This is a genomic window from Billgrantia sp. Q4P2 (genome assembly GCF_052806135.1).
Window position 1 is genome coordinate 115,280 of record NZ_JBRBAI010000011.1, and the last position, 16,937, is coordinate 132,216.

14 protein-coding genes are annotated in these 16,937 nt (G+C 61.7%); 3 read left to right on the forward strand and 11 right to left on the reverse strand.

Translation table 11 applies throughout. The features are described 5' to 3' along the window. Positions 1-7: 7 nt before the first annotated feature. The 6 genes from ACUY1T_RS17925 to ACUY1T_RS17950 form a co-directional block, all read right to left on the reverse strand. On the reverse strand, positions 8-1,057 hold the full coding sequence (locus ACUY1T_RS17925) for an ABC transporter ATP-binding protein (RefSeq protein WP_446024941.1): 1,050 nt from the start codon (positions 1,055-1,057) through the stop codon (positions 8-10). Continuing rightward, positions 1,044-2,132: an ABC transporter ATP-binding protein gene (locus tag ACUY1T_RS17930; protein ID WP_446024942.1), complete on the reverse strand. Its 1,089-nt coding sequence runs from the start codon at positions 2,130-2,132 to the stop codon at positions 1,044-1,046. The genes ACUY1T_RS17925 and ACUY1T_RS17930 overlap by 14 nt, the downstream gene beginning before the upstream one ends. Positions 2,133-2,204: 72 nt before the next feature. Then, on the reverse strand, positions 2,205-2,927 hold the full coding sequence (locus ACUY1T_RS17935; protein WP_446024943.1) for a GntR family transcriptional regulator: 723 nt from the start codon (positions 2,925-2,927) through the stop codon (positions 2,205-2,207). 31 nt (positions 2,928-2,958) lie between these two features. Continuing rightward, on the reverse strand, positions 2,959-3,825 hold the full coding sequence (locus ACUY1T_RS17940; RefSeq protein WP_446024944.1) for an ABC transporter permease: 867 nt from the start codon (positions 3,823-3,825) through the stop codon (positions 2,959-2,961). A gap of 43 nt (positions 3,826-3,868) precedes the next feature. Beyond that, positions 3,869-4,816 carry an ABC transporter permease gene (locus ACUY1T_RS17945; RefSeq protein ID WP_446024945.1) on the reverse strand — a complete coding sequence of 316 codons (948 nt, stop codon included), beginning with the start codon at positions 4,814-4,816 and terminating at the stop codon, positions 3,869-3,871. A gap of 275 nt (positions 4,817-5,091) precedes the next feature. Further along, positions 5,092-6,555 (reverse strand): ABC transporter substrate-binding protein, encoded by a 1,464-nt coding sequence (locus ACUY1T_RS17950; RefSeq protein WP_446024946.1) that lies wholly within the window; start codon positions 6,553-6,555, stop codon positions 5,092-5,094. A gap of 625 nt (positions 6,556-7,180) precedes the next feature. Between ACUY1T_RS17950 and ACUY1T_RS17955 the strand changes: the two genes are divergently transcribed. From ACUY1T_RS17955 to ACUY1T_RS17965, 3 genes are all read left to right on the forward strand, one after another. Beyond that, positions 7,181-9,736 carry a heavy metal translocating P-type ATPase gene (locus tag ACUY1T_RS17955; RefSeq protein WP_446024947.1) on the forward strand — a complete coding sequence of 852 codons (2,556 nt, stop codon included), beginning with the start codon at positions 7,181-7,183 and terminating at the stop codon, positions 9,734-9,736. A gap of 59 nt (positions 9,737-9,795) precedes the next feature. Next, a complete protein-coding gene (locus ACUY1T_RS17960) occupies positions 9,796-10,890 on the forward strand; it encodes a 2Fe-2S iron-sulfur cluster-binding protein (RefSeq protein WP_446024948.1) in 1,095 nt (364 codons plus the stop codon). Between the two features lie 388 nt (positions 10,891-11,278). Further along, complete coding sequence (locus ACUY1T_RS17965; RefSeq protein WP_446024949.1) at positions 11,279-11,950, forward strand: haloacid dehalogenase type II; 672 nt, start codon at positions 11,279-11,281, stop codon at positions 11,948-11,950. 271 nt (positions 11,951-12,221) lie between these two features. Here ACUY1T_RS17965 and ACUY1T_RS17970 read toward each other — a convergent pair whose 3' ends face one another. The 5 genes from ACUY1T_RS17970 to ACUY1T_RS17990 form a co-directional block, all read right to left on the reverse strand. After that, a complete protein-coding gene (locus tag ACUY1T_RS17970; protein ID WP_446024979.1) occupies positions 12,222-12,416 on the reverse strand; it encodes a hypothetical protein in 195 nt (64 codons plus the stop codon). 189 nt (positions 12,417-12,605) lie between these two features. Continuing rightward, positions 12,606-13,595 carry an ornithine cyclodeaminase family protein gene (locus ACUY1T_RS17975; RefSeq protein WP_446024950.1) on the reverse strand — a complete coding sequence of 330 codons (990 nt, stop codon included), beginning with the start codon at positions 13,593-13,595 and terminating at the stop codon, positions 12,606-12,608. A 19-nt stretch (positions 13,596-13,614) separates the two neighbouring features. Then, entirely contained in the window at positions 13,615-14,604 is a 990-nt protein-coding gene (locus ACUY1T_RS17980; protein WP_446024951.1) for a threonine ammonia-lyase, read from the reverse strand. A 27-nt stretch (positions 14,605-14,631) separates the two neighbouring features. Further along, positions 14,632-15,042, reverse strand: coding sequence for a helix-turn-helix domain-containing protein (locus ACUY1T_RS17985; RefSeq protein WP_446024952.1), 411 nt, complete (start codon positions 15,040-15,042; stop codon positions 14,632-14,634). Positions 15,043-15,106: 64 nt separating this feature from the next. Further along, positions 15,107-16,936 (reverse strand): ABC transporter ATP-binding protein, encoded by a 1,830-nt coding sequence (locus tag ACUY1T_RS17990; protein ID WP_446024953.1) that lies wholly within the window; start codon positions 16,934-16,936, stop codon positions 15,107-15,109. Between the last annotated feature and the right edge of the window lies 1 nt (position 16,937).

Genomic DNA, 16,937 nt, shown 5'->3' on the forward strand with positions numbered 1-16,937 from the left:
CACCCCGCTAACCGGAACTCACTGCCGCCATGTCTACCCGACTGGCGGGGTCACTTTCCCCTGAATCAGCGGCATGGTAGGGGCAGCGAACCCGGTGCCCATCACTGGTGGCGATCAATTCCGGGAGGGCACTGCCGCACTCCGGCCTGGCAATGGGACAGCGGGGATGGAAACTGCAACCCGGCGGCGGAGCAATCGGGCTTGGCGGTTCACCACGTGCCATCGCACACCCCTCGAGCCCCTTCTCCTCGAGCATGGAGGCATTGATCAGCGAACGGGTATAGGGATGCAGCGGGTTCGCGAAGAGCTCCTCGCTCTCGGCGACTTCCACGATGCGTCCCAGATACATCACCGCAACGCGATCACAAAGGTAATGCACCACGCGCAGGTCATGGGAGATCACCACCAGGGTGAGGTTGTAGCGCTTCTTGAGCGATGCCAGGAGGTTCAGGATCTGCGATCGCATCGAGGAATCGAGCGCCGAGGTCGGCTCATCGCACACCAGCACCTGCGGTTCGAGCAGCAGGGCACGCGCGATCACCACCCGTTGCAGCTGCCCCCCGGAGCACTGGCTGGGGAAGCGGTTGATGAAGCTCGAGTCCAGGCCGACATCGTCCAGGGCACGGATGATCCGTTGCAGCCTCTCTGACCGGGTACCGATGCGGTTCTGAGACAGCGGAGCATACAGGCTGCGGCCTATCGTCATGCGAGGGTCAAGTGCACTGAAAGGATCCTGGAACACCAGTTGGACGGTACGCCGCAGACGCTTGCGCTCGCTGCCCCTGGCCGACGAGACGTCGATACCATCGATATCGATATGGCCCGAAGTCAGCGATGACATGCCGAGAATCAGCCGCGCCAGGGTACTCTTGCCGCAGCCCGATTCGCCTACCAGGCCCAGGGATTCGCCCGGAGTCACGGAAAGACTGATGCCATCCACCGAGCGCACCTGTCGCCGCTGGCGGAAGAGACCGCCGCGCAGCGGGTAGTATTTGACGGCGTCCGCTATCTGGAGAATCGGCGCCGTCGGGTCGGTTCGTGCCTCAACAGCCATCATGATTGCCCTCCACGTCGGACTGACAGATCCTGATGGCCTGGGCCTGGATGTCATCTGATGCCCCGACCCAGCACCGCGCGCAGCAGCCGGCTCCGTCATGCTCGACCATCGGCGGAGCTATCCTCGAGCAGATCTCGGGGTGCCCCCACTTTTCGGCGACCTGGCAGCGCGAACGGAACCGGCACCCCGCAATCTTCGACAACAGTTCCGGGGGATTTCCCGGAATGGCATACAGCTGCCCCGACTCATCGGCCTGCAGGAGCGAGCAGTGAATCAGCGACTGGGTGTAGGGATGCCGAGGATGGTGCAGGATCTCGTCTGTCGTGCCCTGCTCCACGATCTCTCCCGAATACATCACGGCGACCCGGTCAGCAATGGCCGAGACAACCGAAAGATCATGTGTAATCAGTAGAATGGAAAGGTTGTTCTCCCGGCGCTTACGATCCAGCAGCTGGAGGATCTGGGCCTGGACGGTGACATCCAGCGCAGTCGTGGGTTCATCGGCGATAAGCAGGTCAGGCTCGGCGCTCAGTGCCGCCGCGATCATCACGCGCTGCGCCATCCCCCCAGACATCTGGTGCGGATAGCACTTCATCCGCTCTTCGGGCTCCGGGATCCCGACGTCGCGGAACAGCTGCACGACCCGTTCGTGCTCCTCTTTCGCCGTCAGATGCTGGTGGACATGTAATGCCTCGCCGGCCTGAGCACCGACGGTGCAGGTCGGATCCAGCATCACGTGCGGTTGCTGGAACAGCATCGCGATTCTGGCGCCGCGGTACTCATTGAACTTGTCTTCGGGTAGCGAGAGTACCTCTTCGCCACAGATACGCACCGATCCCTCCAGGATCGATATCCCGGACGGCATCAGGCGCATCAGGCTACGCGCGGTCATGCTCTTGCCAGAGCCGGATTCTCCCACCAAGGCCAGAATTTCACCCCGCCGAATCGTCAAGCTCAAGTCGTTGATGATGGCACCGACCCCGGGAACGCCCACCGTGAGGTGCTCGACTTCGAGGACCGGCTCACAGGCTTCCGGTCGTATCTGGTGCTGCATTATTGTTTGATTGGCAAGCATCTTTAACCCCCTAGTTGTGATTATTCAGGTGATTTTGTCTAGCAACGCCTATTCGATATCCAGCATGACGACTCAGCTTTTCTCCACACTTGAGGCAGACAATTTTCCGGCTCCTTGCCTTGCCCTTTCCCAGGCATTGCAGATGGTTTCGACCGGTTCCTGAAGATGGTCGGCCATGGCTTTTTCGAGTCTCTCGGCATCACCGCTCGCCACCAGCTTCGCCAAATGCTCATGCTCTTCGATCAGCCGTCCGCGCCCACGATATACTCCGAGTAACTGATTGAGACAGAGTCCCATCTCTGCCATCAGCGTGGCATACAAGCGGGACAACCGCAGGCTGCCGGCGGCATTCACCAGTTCCGAATGGAAGCGAATGTCCAGGGAGGCGACTTCGGTCCACTCCTCCTGCTCGACGGCTTTTTTCATGGACTCCACGATGGTCATGAGCCGGCCGGAAAGCGCTTCTCCGCAACCGGAATGGACAATACGCCTCAATGCCGCGCGCTCTACCGCATCACGAGTAAAATAAATATCCTCGAGATCTTCCTCCGTGAGCTCCAGAACGAAAACCCCTCGATGCGGCTCGCTGACCAGTAGCCCTTCTTGCAGGAGACGTTGAATGGCCTCCCTGACCGGCCCGCGACTGACGCCACAGCTTTCAGCGACCAGTTTTTCGTTCAACTGCATGCCCGGCGGATAGGCACCAGACAGAATGGCATCGCGAATCTGTTCGGTAACCATGCTCGACATGGTCGAACGAACGACGGGCTTTGGTCCTGCATGCAGCTGCATCATGACGACCCTCCTTATCTCGATCGGAAATCATTCATTTGCTTTCATGACGCCACTTCATTTTCGCATCCATATGCGCTTCCAGGCCCTGCCCGACCAGCGTGACACTCAACGCGGTAATGAAGATGGCCAGGCCGGGAATCAACACCAGAGCAGGTGCCCGATCCAGGTAGGGCAATGCTTCGGCCAGCATCGCAGCCCAATCCGTGTCGGGCGGCTGCACCCCGAGCCCCAGGAAGGAGAGGCTTCCCACCGTGATCAGCTTGTGACCGAAGCGCAGGAACGCAATCGTGGCGAGCGGCCTCAGGACATTGGGAATCACGTGATACACAATGATGAAGGTTCGAGAACAGCCGAGGATCTCCGCCGCCCGGATGTAGTCCTTGGAGTTGATCTCCAGCGCCAGCCCACGCGTCATCCGTGCAAAGGGCGTCCAACCGGTAATGGTGAGCGCGAGGATCAGGGTGCCATAGCCAGGTCCCATGATAGCGACCAGGAGCAGTGCCACCAGCACATCCGGAAACGAGATCATAAGATCCACGAGGCGCATCAGGAATTCATCCACGACACCACCGACCCGGGCACTGATCACGCCCAGCAGGGTGCCAACGACGGCCGAGATCACCAGGGTAATGGCCGTAATGGAGACCGAGAACTGACCGCCGTAGAGCAGGCGACTGAAGACATCCCGGCCCAAGTGGTCGAGTCCCAGCCAGTGTTCCGCACTGGGACCCGCAAAGCGGCCCGAAAGCGTCATCGCCGAAGGGTCGTGTTGTGCTATCCAGGGCGTGAGCAGCAGGAGCATGATCACGGTGGCGAATACGCTGCTGGCCAGCAACAGCGTGCGGTTGTGTCGGGAGAGATGGACAAGCCAGGTCTTCACCATGTGCAAGTTGCCCATTCTCGATCTCATGCCCTGCACGCTGTCCGGTGGCATTGGGGTATCAAGCTGTGGCATTGTCGATCCTCACTACCGGGTTGAGAACGGTGTAGGCCAGATCCGTGACCGTGTTGATCAAGACGGCAAGGGTCACGATGGCGACCAGCCCCGCCTGCAGCACCGGAATGTCGCCATTGACGATGGCCGAGTAGACCAGCCGCCCCATGCCGGGTACCGCGAAGATGACCTCGATGACCACCGCTCCACCCAGCAGGCCCGCCATCCACACCGAGAACAGCGTGATCACGGGCAGCAGGGCGTTGCGCAGGCCATGGGCAATCAACGTGCGCCGGACACTCAGGCCGCGGCTGTGCGCCGCCACGATATGGGGTGAGTTGAGCACGTCGATCATCGAGGCTCGCATGACCTGGGTGAAATAGCCCATGGGACGCAGCGACAGCGCCAGGGCCGGCAGGATCACCGACTCCGGTCCCCGCCAGCCTGCCGATGGCAGCCATCCCAGATAGAGCGCAAAGACCAGGATGCTCATGGGGGCGAGCCAGTACTCCGGCACGGCCACGAACGCCTGGCTAAGCGATTTGGTCGTCATGTCGAAAGAGCCGCCCTGCCGCAGGGCAGCGATGCTGCCGGCGGGAACGGCCATAGCGAAGGCGAAGCCCAGCGACGCCAGCGTCAGCACGACGGACACCTTGAGCGCCGACCAGACCTGTTCGACGACCGGTTCACGGCTCATGTACGAGTTGCCAAAGTCGCCGGTCACCGCACTGCGCAGCCAGTCCAGATACTGCACCAGCAGGGGCCTATGCATGCCCAGCTCGATGCGTAGCGCCTCGATGGTGGCCGCATCCAGGTCCAGACGACCGAAACGCGCCCGAGCCAGCGCCCGCACCGGATCCGTCTCCCCGATATAGGGGATGAGAAAAACCAGAAATGTTACGACCAGTAGCGCCAGTGCCAGCACTGCCAATCGGCGTAATATGAAAAGCCCCATAGTGTCAGCCCTCCCAGTGATCGAGCGGATCCCGTTTCGGCACGGCCGGAACGAAACTCCGTGATGCCATGTGTCTCACGAGCATCCCCTCACCGGTCGAGCAACCGTGACGCGTCGCCGGGATCTGACAGATGATCGTGAAAGGCGGTAATCAAGGGCTGAAATCTCATGCTGTTCATCAGAGGGTCTCCGTTTATTGTTGTCATCTTCGTTCGGGAAGCGCTGACATAGTGCTGTGCTCACGACATGAGTCAGCGCTTCCTCACAGCGAGCCGCTAGTGGGAGTTGACTTCCAGGTCCTTGTGAAAGGCAGTGCGCTCATAAACATGCACTTGGTAGTTCTCCACCGTGTTGGAGACCGCCTCGCTGATGGTCTCGTGGATCAAGAACACATTCACCGCTTCCTCCTGCAGGCGCGCGGCGATGTCCCGATAGATGGCATTGCGCTCCTCGGGCTCCACCAGGGCGCTCGCCCTTTCCAGCTGTGCATCCACCTGCGGATCGCAGAAGCCGGCCAGGTTGTAGCTGCCGTTACAACCATAGTCCTCGGCCAAGGTGCCGATCGGATCCGCCACATCGGTGAGGTAGCCGCGCGAGAGCAGGACCATGTCGAAATCCCCCGAGAGCAGCTGTGGTTCGATAGCGCCATATTCCGAGACTCGAATATTCACTTTCATCCCCAGCTGCTGGAGCTGGAACTGGATGACCGCGGCCAGATCGGCCAGCACCGGGCGCTCCACATAAGCCAGAAGTTCGAGTTGCAGTTCGCTCGCCGGTATACCCGACTCCGCCAATAGCTGACGGGCTCGCTCCAGGTCCTGGGGGATGACGGCAGCATTTTCCGGTGCCCAGGGCGTGTTCGGGGAGAACTGCCCCACTGCCGGGTTCACCGAACCTTCGTAGACCGCCTCGGCGATACCGGCCACGTCGATGGCGCTCTGGATCGCCTGCCGAACCTTGATGTTATCCAGCGGAGCGCGACGGTTGTTGAGGTAGAGCGAGGTGGTTCGCGGCGCTTCGACGGTATGCACCTTCAGCTTCTGCGAGCGCTCCATCTGTGCCAGTGCCGCCGCGGGTATCTGGCGAGCGATATGAATCTCGCCGGTTTCCACCATCATGGAACGCACTTGCCCGTCGGGGATGTAGCGCACTTCCCCTTCGGCCAGCTTCACCTCGCCACCCCAATAGTTCTCGTTGCGCTTGAGCTCCAGGCCCTGGCGGGGAATCTCACGCACGATCTCGAAGGGCCCCGTGCAGTGCCCCACCGGGTTGATGCGGTCGCTGGCAAACGCGGCGGGCGACAGGATACCGGTATTGGGGCTGGCCAGGCGGTTGGGCACGAAGACATCCGGGACCTTGGTGACGATGCGCACGACACGCTCGCCGGCCGGCTCCACGGACTCGATCACGCTCGGTGAAAAACCCGGGGGCGGGGTCGCCACGTTCAACAGTCGGTTGAGCTGATCGCTGACGACTTGCGACGTCAAGGCGGAGCCGTCATGAAAGGTCACCCCCTCACGCAACTGGAACTCCCACTCCGTCGGCGATACCTGCTCCCAGGACTCGGCCAGCGCCGGATTTATCGAGGCGTCGTAATCCATGCGCGCCAGCCCCTCCAGACAGCCCGCACGCGACAGCACGTAAGCGTCGATGGTCTCCACCGCCCACCCCGAGGCCGGGGTGAAAAGCTCGCCGAAGACGACCTTGCCACCGGAGGCTGTCGAGGCCGAAGCGGCCATCGGGCCAATCATGGCAGCGACAGCCACCCCTCGGAGCAGGGCGGGTGCCGTCTTGAGGCAATTTCGAATATTCAACATTGTCTATCCCTCTAGCTTGTTGTTGTGCAAAACGACATGTAGCGAAGGACTTCGCAGGGGCATCCCGCCTCTCTTGTTCTTATTCTTTTAGCTGTGCCGTGATGGCAATGTTTAGGAACTTAGACCTTTCCATACTGGGAAGGTCAAGAGACCAATGGCGCGCCTTCAGGTTGCTCGGCGTCCATCCCGAGGCCGCGGTGAACAGTTCGCCGACGACGATCTTTCCACCGGAGGCTACCAGGGTGGAGCGGCCTTCGGCCGATCATCACGGCAGCTGCCATTCCTCTAGCCAGCCGAGGCGTTGCCTTCAGATACTTTCGAATATTCATTACTGTTGTCGCGCTTCGGCACCCGTCGCAGCTCGTCACGCGTCCTGCGAGCCGCTCCAACTCTTGCACCATTGAGAAAAAGATAGGGTGACAGAAAAAAATTTGTCAACAATATTTTGTAGACAACATACAAAACTTCAAATAAGCACTTGACCTTCCCATGATGAGAAGGTTTAGGCTCCAAATACCCCCTGCGGCACACCAGAGGAGCCTGGACCATGCCGATCGAAACTATGAAATCAACAAAGAAGCATGCTCCCGACGAGGCCAATGCGTATTCCCTGGCCATCGAGGGCATGAGCTGCGCCTCCTGCGTCGGCCGGGTCGAGAAGGCGATCCGCGGCGTGCCCGGCGTCATTGGCGCTTCCGTCAACTTGGCCACCCAGCGCGCCCAGGTGGCATTCGCTTCCGACCGGGCAGACCTCGCCGGTGTCGTGCAGGCGGTGGACACCGCCGGCTATCCCGCCGTCACCGACACTCTCGAGCTGACGGTCAAGGGCATGAGCTGCGCCTCCTGCGTCGGCCGCGTGGAGCGCAAGCTCGCCGACGTGCCCGGGGTACTCGAGACCAACGTCAACCTGGCCACGGCGACGGCAACCGTGAAAGTGGTCGCCGAGGCCGTGACCCCGCAGGCCCTGATCGAGGCAGTGCAGGCCGCGGGCTATGACGCCGAAGTCGCCAGCGATGCACCGGACCGCAGCGATCGCGAACGCGAGGCCCGCGAACGGGAAATTGCCGAGCTGAAGCGCGCGGTCACCATCGCCGCGGTGTTTACGCTGCCCGTCTTCGTGCTGGACATGGGCTCGCACTTCATCCCCATGCTGCATCACTGGCTACACATGAGCGTGGGCCAGCAGAACCTGTTTTATCTCTTCTTTGTCCTGGCCTCGGTGGTGCAGTTCGGCCCCGGCCTGCGCTTCTACCAGAAGGGCTGGCCGGCGTTGATGCGCGGCGGCCCGGACATGAACTCGCTGGTGATGCTGGGCACCTCCGCCGCCTGGGGCTATTCGGTGGTGGCCACCTTTCTCCCCCAGGTGCTGCCGGCCGGCACGGTGAACGTCTACTTCGAAGCCTCGGCGGTGATCATCACGCTGATTCTCGTCGGCCGCTACTTCGAGGCGATCGCCAAGGGCCGCACCAGCGAGGCCATCAAGGCGCTGATGAAGCTCCAGGCCAAGACCGCCCGCGTGGTCCGCGACGGCGAGGAAATGGAGATCGGCATCGACGAGGTGCGCCAGGGCGACATGGTGCTGGTACGGCCCGGCGACAAGGTCCCGGTGGACGGCCAGGTCATCGACGGCAGCTCCTTCGTCGACGAGTCCATGATCACCGGCGAGCCCGTGCCGGTGCGCAAGGAAGCCGGCGCGGACGTTGTCGGCGGTACCATCAACAAGGTAGGCAGCTTCACCTTCCGGGCCACCAAGGTCGGCGCCGATACCCTGCTCGCGCAGATCGTGCGCATGGTCGAGCAGGCCCAGGGCTCGAAGCTGCCCATTCAGGCCATGGTGGACAAGGTCACCAACTACTTCGTGCCGGCGGTGATCGCCGTGGCCCTGATCACCATCGGCATCTGGCTGATCTTCGGCCCTGCCCCGGCGCTGACCTTCGCCCTGGTCAACGGCGTGGCGGTGCTGATCATCGCCTGCCCCTGCGCCATGGGCCTTGCCACCCCCACCTCGATCATGGTGGGTACCGGCAAGGCGGCGAAGATGGGCGTGCTGTTCCGCAAGGGCGAAGCCCTGCAGTCGCTGCGTGACGCCAAGGTGATCGCGCTGGACAAGACCGGGACCCTGACCAAGGGCCGGCCCGAACTCACCGACCTGGTGGTAGCCGGGGATTTCGCAGAAGCCGAGGTTCTGCAACTGGTGGCTTCCGTGGAGCGCCAGTCGGAACACCCCATCGCCGAGGCGATCGTCAACGCCGCCAAGGCACGCGGGATGGAGCCCGATACCGTGCAACGTTTCGAGGCCGAGCCCGGCTATGGTGTTGCGGCAGAGGTCAACGGCCGCCGTGTCGAAGTAGGAGCCGACCGCTACATGCGCAAGCTGGGCTTGGACGTGACGGTCTTCGCCGAGACCGCGTACCGGCTCGCCGACGAGGGCAAGTCACCGCTCTATGCCGCCATTGATGGCAGCCTGGCCGCCATCATCGCCGTCGCCGACCCGATCAAGGAGTCCACGCCGGCCGCCATCCGCGCGCTGCACGCCGAGGGCCTTCAGGTGGCCATGATCACCGGCGACAACCGGCGCACCGCCGAAGCCATTGCCCGCCGTCTCGGCATCGACAAGGTAGTGGCCGAAGTACTGCCCGACGGCAAGGTGGATGCGGTGAAGAGCCTGCAGGCAGAAGGCGGCCTGGTGGCCTTCGTCGGCGACGGCATCAACGATGCCCCGGCACTGGCACAGGCCGACGTGGGCATCGCCATCGGCACCGGCACCGACATCGCCATCGAGTCTGCCGATGTGGTGCTGATGTCCGGCGACCTGCGCAACGTACCCAATGCCATCGCGCTGTCCCGCGCCACCATCCGCAACATCAAGCAGAATCTGTTCTGGGCCTTCGCCTACAACACCGTGCTGATCCCGGTGGCCGCCGGCGTGCTGTTTCCCGCCTTCGGGATTCTGCTCTCGCCGGTCTTCGCCGCCGTGGCCATGGCCGCCTCGAGCATCTGTGTGCTCACCAATGCGCTGCGCCTCAAGGGCTTCCGGCCGCCGATCGTGATCGAAGCGGATGAGGCCGCCCCGGTTGGCCACCAGGTCACACAAGCTGCCTGACTGACAACGCGCCTCCCCCAACGAGGGGGGCGCACAAACGACGCTCGGAGAACAACAACATGAGTCACAACGTTCAGATCACGACGGCCGGCAAGGCCATCACCGTGGAAGACGGAGATACCCTCCTCGATGCCGCCATGGCGGCGGGCATCGACTATCCCCATAGCTGCCGCGCCGGGCGTTGCGGCGCCTGCAAGTCGCGGCTGGTGGAAGGTGAGGTCGACTTGCTCCCCCACACGCGTTTCTCCCTGACCGACGAGGAGCGCGACGCCGGCCTGATACTCGCCTGCCGTGCCCTGCCCCGCAGCGACTGTACTGTCGCCTGGCTGCTCGATGACGAAGAGCGTGCCGCCCACCCGGTGCGCAAGGTGAACGCTACCGTGGTGGCGCTCGACGACCTCACCCATGACATCAAGCAAGTCCGCCTGCGCCTGGAAGATGGCGAGCGCTTTGCTTTTACCGCCGGCCAGTACGCCCAGGTGACCTTTCCCGGCTGCCCGACCCGCGAGTACTCCATGGCCAGCCACCCGGACGAGCCCGCCCTCGAGTTCCACGTGCGGCATGTCCCGGGCGGCGCCACCAGCACTCATGTGGCCAGCAAGTTGACGGTAGGCGATCGGGTGGCAGTAGAGGGGCCGTTCGGCAGCTCCTACCTACGCGAGAAGCATGCCGGCCCCATCATCGCGGTGGCCGGCGGTTCCGGCCTGGCGCCAGTGAAGTCGATCATCGAGACCGCGCTTGCCGCCGGCATGCGTCAGCCCATACGTCTCTATATCGGCGCCCGCGACGAACGCGACGTCTACCTGGAGTCGCATCTCCAGCAACTGGCCGCGCGCCACGCCAACCTGCAGGTCAATATCGTGCTGTCCGAGCCCACCGGTCCCACCGAGCGCGCCACCGGTCTGGTCACCGAGTTCATAGCGGCGAACGAGGACGGGTTGACCGGCTGCCACGCCTACCTGGCCGGCCCGCCCCCGATGGTGGAAGCGGCTACCGAACTGCTTGCGGCCCGCGGTGTGCCGGCGGACCACATCCATGCCGATGCCTTCTATACCTCGGCCGACCGCGAGCCCACCGCAGCCACGCCGGAAGAACAAGCCGTCCAGAGTGACGCCAACACTGCCTGCTCCTGCTGCCAATCGACGGCCTCCTAGCCCGGATACTGCATCTGTCGCTTGAGACCGGCTTGTCGTGTGGGCAGGCCGGTCCGTCATGGCGGCGCAAGCCACGACCCAGCTACTGGAACTCATGCGCCTTGGGCCGTGGCCACGACTGCATTTCCAAAAGTTGGCTGGATTGGAAAACACTGATGCAACAAGTTACCCCGAACGGACGCTTATATATGCCGCATGCACCCCAAAAAGCGACGTTTCTTGCGGTTTCTCCCCCATGCATCGAAACCATCTGTTTGCACCTCCATGGTGTAATGGGTTTACGGCGCAAAGTGAATGAACCCAATTCGTGAGGCATGCCTCCGGGATACTGCTTACTACGCCGAAGGGCTTTTCTTTCACCATCGCAAAAAAACAGGAAACCCAACTCATGAGCACATTCAAGCCGAAGTACATCACCTTCGATTGCTATGGCACGATGACGAACTTCCAGATGGGCCCGTCGGCGCGCAGGATCTTCGCGGATCGCATCAGCCCGGAGCAGATGGAAGCCTTCGTCGAAGATTTTAGGGTCTATCGCCTCGACGAAGTCCTGGGCGACTGGAAGCCGTTCAAGGACGTCGTTCGCAACTCGGTCGAGCGCACTTGCCGCAAGTGGAAACTCGAGTTCCGCGAGGAGGAGGCACTTGAGATCTACCACTCCGTACCAACCTGGGGCCCGCACCCGGACGTGCCGGAAGGCCTGCTGAAGGTCGCCCACGAAATTCCGCTGGTGATCCTGTCCAACGCCGACAACGACCAGATCTACCGGAACGTCGAAAAGCTCGGCGCCCCGTTCGCCCATGTCTTCACCGCCGAGCAGGCCCGTGCCTACAAGCCGCGCCTCCAGGCCTTCGAATACATGTTCGACCAGCTCGGCTGCTCCCCGACAGAGTGTATGCACGTCTCCAGCAGCTTCCGCTACGACCATATGTCCGCTGCCGACCTGGGCTACGGCGCTCGCGTGTTGGTCGATCGCAACCATGAGCCGAACCTGGCGCCGAATTACGTGACTCACGTGATCAAGGACATGGGCGGCCTGGCCGGCCTGGTCGGCCTCTAATCACACATCCACTGTCCTCGATGCGCCCCACGCTTCGCCCAGCCGGCGAAGCGTGGGGCTGGCGGTTGTACCAGGCCCTGCCGAAGACTCCCTCCTAGGCATCGTCCGAAAACTGTCTGCGCTCGGTCATACGGCGTTAAAAATCAGCTCAAAGTACTCATTTACACCCCGTAAACTCCGTCTTTTCATTGATTTTTGCCTTGTCTGACCATCGCTCGCCGACTTTTCAGACAATGCCTAGCCTTTGCCATCTTTTCCTGCCCTCTCAGGTTCAGTAGCCGCGCGACCAATCGATGACGTTCGCCAGCGCCTCGCCACGTCGATGTCGGCGAAGGTTTTTCAGCACAACTGGCGCGGCCGTCTCGGGTTGGGTCATGCTCGCTACGTAAGGCGTCAGAAATATGCGTGGATGCACCCAGAAGGGATGCTCGGAAGGCAGAGGTTCGGGGGCGGTCACGTCGAGAATGGCTGAGCGGCAACAGGCAGATCAGATGCCGTATCTCTCGAGGAAAGGCCGCAACCAATCAGGACCGGCGAAGCTGTCCAGTCGCGGCCGTGGTGCGCCTGTTTCATCATCGCCTGCGCTTTGTTGGCTCCGGTCCCAATCGCATACGGAACTACTTGGGCAGGCTGAAACACACCAAAGATCTTTTATTTAAAATAACTCGTAAGGAGTGCCCAGCCCCTTGTCGAGGGCCGCCTCGTACAGCATGGCAACCGTCACGGTGTCTTGAATGGCCATGCCGACCGAATCGAAGATCGTTATCTCTTCCTGGTTTTCGCGACCGGCCTTTTTTCCCAGCAGGATCTCACCGATTTCCGCATGAATGTCTTCTGGCTTGATGATGCCTTCTTTAACGGCATGTTGGGTATCGCCGTACTTGATACAAAGCTCGACAGAGTCGTTGACCACCTTGGCCTCTTGGAAGATATCGGCGCTGATCTCCTGTTTACCTGGCATGTCAGAGCCAATGGCAACGATATGCGTACCGGGCTTCAGCCACGCCTTCTCGACAATCGGTCCCCTGTGGGCGCGGGTGGTAGTGACGACGACGTCAGCCGCGCGAACCGCCTCCTCCGCGGTTTCGCATTTGCGGATGTCGAGGCCCGTTTCCTCGGACATTTCTCGTACGTAGTCATCAAGCGCTTGCGAGGAGGCATTCCACACGACAACCTCGGAGAAATTCCTCACCCGGATGATGGCCCGAAGCTGTCTGCGCGCCTGATTGCCCACCCCTATGATACAAAGCGTCTTTGCATCCTCGCGTGCCAGATATTTTACCGAAATGGCACCCGCAGCAGCGGTACGGCAACCGGTAATCCAGGTTCCATCCATGATGCACCTGAGAGCACCGGTGCTTGCCTCGAACAGCATCACGGTGTTCATGCCCGTCGGCAGGCCCAACTCAGGGTTTCCCTTGTACCCACCAGCGGAGGACTTGATGGTGATATACCCACCAGCCAGATCGAGTCCGCCCTTGAAATCGATGCAGGCATGTGAACCAGGAAGCTCGATACTCATGAAATCGGGCTGAACGACTTGCCCGCTGTTAAATGCCCGGTAACCGTTTTCCACGGCTTCGAGCACCGCATCCAGATCGATGAGCGATCCCACTTCATCCTTGTTCAACAACAGAGTCTTCATGCTCGCTCCTTTTTACTTGTTAAAAAATACCTACCACACGCTCGCCCTTGAGGAGCTTGCCGATCATGTCGATGCCCCAGTTTCCGGAGGTAAGGACCACACAGACTTTCTCGTCTGGACGAGTCTTTACAGCGCCTGCCAGCAAGGCGGCTATTCCCACACAGGCTGCAGGCTCCGCGACGAGCTTGGCATCGTTTGCCACCACCCTTACCGCCTCTTCGATGGCTTCTTCCGAGACGGTGACGATATCATCCACATATTTTTCGATGATGGGGTAGGTGTTGTTGCCGGGCCAGTCGCATGCAAGGCCGTCGGCTATGGTCTGCTTCACTGTCGCCTTGGTTCGCTCACCGTTTTGGCGGCTCAAATAGTAGGGACAGCAGGCCTCGGCCTGAACGCCAATCACCCTTATCTCAGGATTGCTCTCTTTTATGGCGGTGGAAATCCCTGAAATGAGCCCGCCCCCGCCGATCGGAACAAGAACGGTTTCCACATCCGCCAGATCCTCCATGATCTCCAGGGCAATCGTGCCCTGGCCGGCCATGACGTCAAAGTCTTCGTAGTTGTGCACTATGGTGTAGCCATGCTCCTCGACCTCTGCATGAACCTTTTTCCAGCGCTCTGTGTAGGCACGGTCCCACAAGATGACATCCGCCCCCATCGACCGGGCATTCTCGACCTTCAGTGTGGGGGTGTCTTCCGGAACGATGACGGTCGCATGAATGCCGAGCACTTTTCCTGCATAGGCACATGCCTGACCATGGTTGCCCGATGAGCTGGTGATGATTCCCTTGTCCCGTTCCTCCTGCGACAAAGACAAGATCTTGCTTAACGCTCCTCTGATCTTGAACGCGCCGGTCACCTGAAGCATCTCGGGCTTGACATACACCTGACAACCCAAAGCGCTGTCCATCTTGCTTTCCCGAAGCAGTGGTGTACGGCACACATAAGGCCGGATACGCACCGCCGCTTGCTTTACGTCCTCGAGCGTTACCTTCGTCTTTTCCATAACCACCCCCTTGATCTGCCGCAGGGTTCACTGACCTGCGGACTGTGCACAGCGCGTTCTGTACTGACGTGGCGTCATCCCGCAGAGGCGCTTGAAATGCCTCGCCAGGTGGCTCTGGTCGAAGAAGCCGATCTCGATGGCGATCTCCGTCGGCCGCAGCCCCTGTTCCATCATCGTCTGCGCTTGCCGGACCCGCACCTGGCAGACGTAGCGATAGGGGGAGGTGCCGAATCGCTGACGGAAGCGCTTGGCCAGACTGAAACGGGTCATGCCGACGAGTGCCGCCAGATCGTCGAGATTGATCGGCTCGCAGAAGTTCTCATCGATATACTGCTTGGCCGTTGCGACCGCCTGCGCCGTTTCGTCGTCGTTCCGCTTCCCGTCAGGGGCAGGCTCGCCATGTTGCCGCACCGGGGGAATGCCGCTGTTCTCGTTCATGCTCCACACTCCCTACGCCAGCGTCACCGTAGGCCCGGCGCTACCGGCATGATAGAACGCACCCTCAATTACTCGTGCTAGCCGCAAGGGCGGGCACAGGCTCGTCGAGCTGCCGCAGTTCGCTATCGCTGTGGTGACAAAGGATCTCGTTGCCCTTGTCGAGACGCACACGCGACGGCCGGACCTTGTTGCACTTGCCTTCGATCCTGACCGGACAGCGTGTCAGGAACGGACAGAACTGCGTCGACGAGGCCGGCATGACGATCTGCGGCAGCGCACCGCGGCCAGCCCGTGTCTCCTCGAGCCAGCCCTGGTACATCTCCGGCACCGAGTCGATCAGCAGATGGGTGTACGGATGATACGGCGGCGCCTGGAAGGTCGAGCGATTGCCCTGCTCCACCTTGGCGCCGGCATACATCACCACCACCTCGTCGCAGATCGCGCGTACCGTGCTGATGTCGTGGCTGATGAACAGATAGGAAACGTTCAGTTCCCGCCGCAGCTCCGCCATGAGTTCGAGGATCGCGGCACCCACCACCGTATCCAGCGCCGAGGTGACTTCGTCGCAGAGGATCAGGTCCGGCTCGGCCGCCAGCGCTCGTGCCAGGTTGATGCGCTGCTTCTGGCCACCGGAAAGCTCACTTGGGCGACGCGTCGCCAGGCTCGCCGGCAGTTGCACCAGCTCCAGCAGCTCGGCCACCCGGCGACGGCGCTGCGCGCTGCGCATGCCGTGGTAGAAGCGCAGGGGTCGCGCCAGGATCTCTTCGATGGTGTGCTGCGGATTCAGCGCCGTGTCGGCATTCTGGAAAACGTACTGCACGCGCCGGAACTGCTCGCGGGTTCGTCCGGCGAGCGTGCCGCTGAGCGGCTGGCCATCCAGCAGGACCTGCCCGGCCGAGGGTGCCACCAGGCCGGCAATGGCCCGAGCAACGGTGGTCTTGCCCGACCCGGATTCACCGATGATCCCGACCGTTGCTCCGCGACGGACCTTCAGGTCGATATCCTGCACGACCCGCTTGCTGCCATAGCAGATCTCGAGACCCCGTACGTCGAGCAGCAGATCCTCATCGATTCCGGAGGTTGCTGGCACCGCTTCAGCCGTGTGTTCCGCCGGTTTCATCGCCGCCAGCAGGCTGCGGGTATAGGGGTGCTCAGGCTCCACCAGGATCTGCTCGGTGCGGCTGTTCTCCTGGATCTCGCCGTTGCGCAGCACGACGATACGGTCGGCCATCTGCGCCACCACCGCCAGGTCGTGCGAAACGTACACCGCCGTCGTGTCGAGCTCGCGCACGACCTTCTTGAACGCCCGAAGTACCTCGATCTGCGTGGTGACATCGAGTGCCGTGGTCGGCTCATCGAGGATCACCAGGGCCGGCTCGGTGATCAGCGCCATCGCCGCCATCAGCCGTTGCAGCTGCCCGCCCGACACCTGGTGGGGATAGCGCGCACCGATGTTCTCGGGGTCCGGCAGTGCCAGCGCCCGAAACAGCTCGACCGCCTTGGTCTGCGCTGCTCGTCGCGACATCACGCCATGGATCAGCGCACTCTCGATCACCTGCTGCATGATGGTCTTGGAGGGGTTGAACGCCGCCGCCGCACTCTGAGCGATATAGGCCACGGTGCGTCCACGCAGCTTCGCCAGTTCGGAATCCGACTGTTCGAGTACCTCGACATCACCGATGCGCACCGATCCCCCGACGATACGACAGCCGGCACGGGCATAGCCCATCAGCGCCAGCGCGATGGTGGTCTTGCCGGAACCGGACTCGCCGATCAACGCCAGTACTTCGCCCTTGTTCAGGCTCAAATCGGCACCGTGCACGATCGGAACATCGACGCCAGCCTCGCTGCGCGCCGCTACGCGCAGGCCGCTTACCTTGACGATTTCGTTCATC

Coding starts and splice junctions, on each gene's coding strand:
- ACUY1T_RS17945 (WP_446024945.1), bottom strand. CDS start 4,816: ATGGGGCTTTTCATATTACGCCGATTGGCAGTGCTGGCACTGGCGCTA.
- ACUY1T_RS17985 (WP_446024952.1), bottom strand. CDS start 15,042: ATGAACGAGAACAGCGGCATTCCCCCGGTGCGGCAACATGGCGAGCCT.
- ACUY1T_RS17980 (WP_446024951.1), bottom strand. CDS start 14,604: ATGGAAAAGACGAAGGTAACGCTCGAGGACGTAAAGCAAGCGGCGGTG.
- ACUY1T_RS17990 (WP_446024953.1), bottom strand. CDS start 16,936: ATGAACGAAATCGTCAAGGTAAGCGGCCTGCGCGTAGCGGCGCGCAGC.
- ACUY1T_RS17950 (WP_446024946.1), bottom strand. CDS start 6,555: ATGGCCGCTTCGGCCTCGACAGCCTCCGGTGGCAAGGTCGTCTTCGGC.
- ACUY1T_RS17965 (WP_446024949.1), top strand. CDS start 11,279: ATGAGCACATTCAAGCCGAAGTACATCACCTTCGATTGCTATGGCACG.
- ACUY1T_RS17930 (WP_446024942.1), bottom strand. CDS start 2,132: ATGCTTGCCAATCAAACAATAATGCAGCACCAGATACGACCGGAAGCC.
- ACUY1T_RS17955 (WP_446024947.1), top strand. CDS start 7,181: ATGCCGATCGAAACTATGAAATCAACAAAGAAGCATGCTCCCGACGAG.
- ACUY1T_RS17935 (WP_446024943.1), bottom strand. CDS start 2,927: ATGATGCAGCTGCATGCAGGACCAAAGCCCGTCGTTCGTTCGACCATG.
- ACUY1T_RS17960 (WP_446024948.1), top strand. CDS start 9,796: ATGAGTCACAACGTTCAGATCACGACGGCCGGCAAGGCCATCACCGTG.
- ACUY1T_RS17940 (WP_446024944.1), bottom strand. CDS start 3,825: ATGGGCAACTTGCACATGGTGAAGACCTGGCTTGTCCATCTCTCCCGA.
- ACUY1T_RS17925 (WP_446024941.1), bottom strand. CDS start 1,057: ATGATGGCTGTTGAGGCACGAACCGACCCGACGGCGCCGATTCTCCAG.
- ACUY1T_RS17975 (WP_446024950.1), bottom strand. CDS start 13,595: ATGAAGACTCTGTTGTTGAACAAGGATGAAGTGGGATCGCTCATCGAT.